The sequence below is a fragment of the Saccharothrix sp. ST-888 genome, assembly GCF_000955975.1.
Classification (GTDB): Bacteria; Actinomycetota; Actinomycetes; order Streptomycetales; family Streptomycetaceae; genus Kitasatospora.
The window spans coordinates 1-627 of record NZ_JYJF01000328.1 but is presented as its reverse complement, the minus strand read 5'-3'; the positions used below and the strand labels follow the sequence as shown (position 1 = coordinate 627).

The following is a 627-nucleotide window of genomic DNA, read 5'->3' as shown; positions in this document are numbered from 1 at the left end:
CGAACCCCGCGCACCCGTACACCAAGGGTCTGCTCCGCTCGATCCCGCGCCTGGACCACAAGGGCCAGGACCTGTACGCGATCAAGGGCCTGCCGCCGAACCTGCTCAAGGTCCCGGCCGGCTGCGCGTTCAACCCGCGCTGCGACGTGGTTACCGACCTCTGCCGTACCGAGATCCCGGCGCTGCACCAGGTCACCGACAAGGAAGGCGCCGAGCTGGCCGGTCGCCGCAGCGCCTGCCACCTCTGGAAGGAGACCCTCCATGGCTGAGCCGATCCTGGAGGTCAGGAACCTGGTCAAGCACTACCCGCTGACCCAGGGCGTCCTCTTCAAGAAGCAGGTCGGCGCGGTCAAGGCCGTCGACGGCATCTCCTTCGAGCTGCACAGGGGCGAGACCCTGGGCATCGTCGGTGAGTCCGGCTGCGGGAAGTCGACGCTGGCCAAGGTGCTGATGAACCTTGAGCGGGCCACCGCGGGCGAGGTGCTGTTCAAGGGCGAGGACATCTCCAAGCTCTCCGGTGCCGCCCTCAAGGCGGTGCGCCGGAACATCCAGATGGTGTTCCAGGACCCGTACACGTCGCTGAATCCGCGGATGACGGTGGGTGACATCATCGGGGAGCCGTTCGAG

General features: G+C 67.1%; 2 protein-coding genes. Both read left to right on the top strand.

From position 1 onward, the window contains the following. Positions 1 to 269, top strand: a 269-nt coding sequence (locus UK12_RS32925) for an oligopeptide/dipeptide ABC transporter ATP-binding protein (RefSeq protein ID WP_045306883.1), incomplete at its 5' end; no start/stop codon positions are given. Then, positions 262 to 627: ATP-binding cassette domain-containing protein (locus UK12_RS32920; protein WP_045306882.1), on the top strand; the 366-nt coding region annotated here is incomplete at its 3' end. The genes UK12_RS32925 and UK12_RS32920, both read left to right, overlap by 8 nt.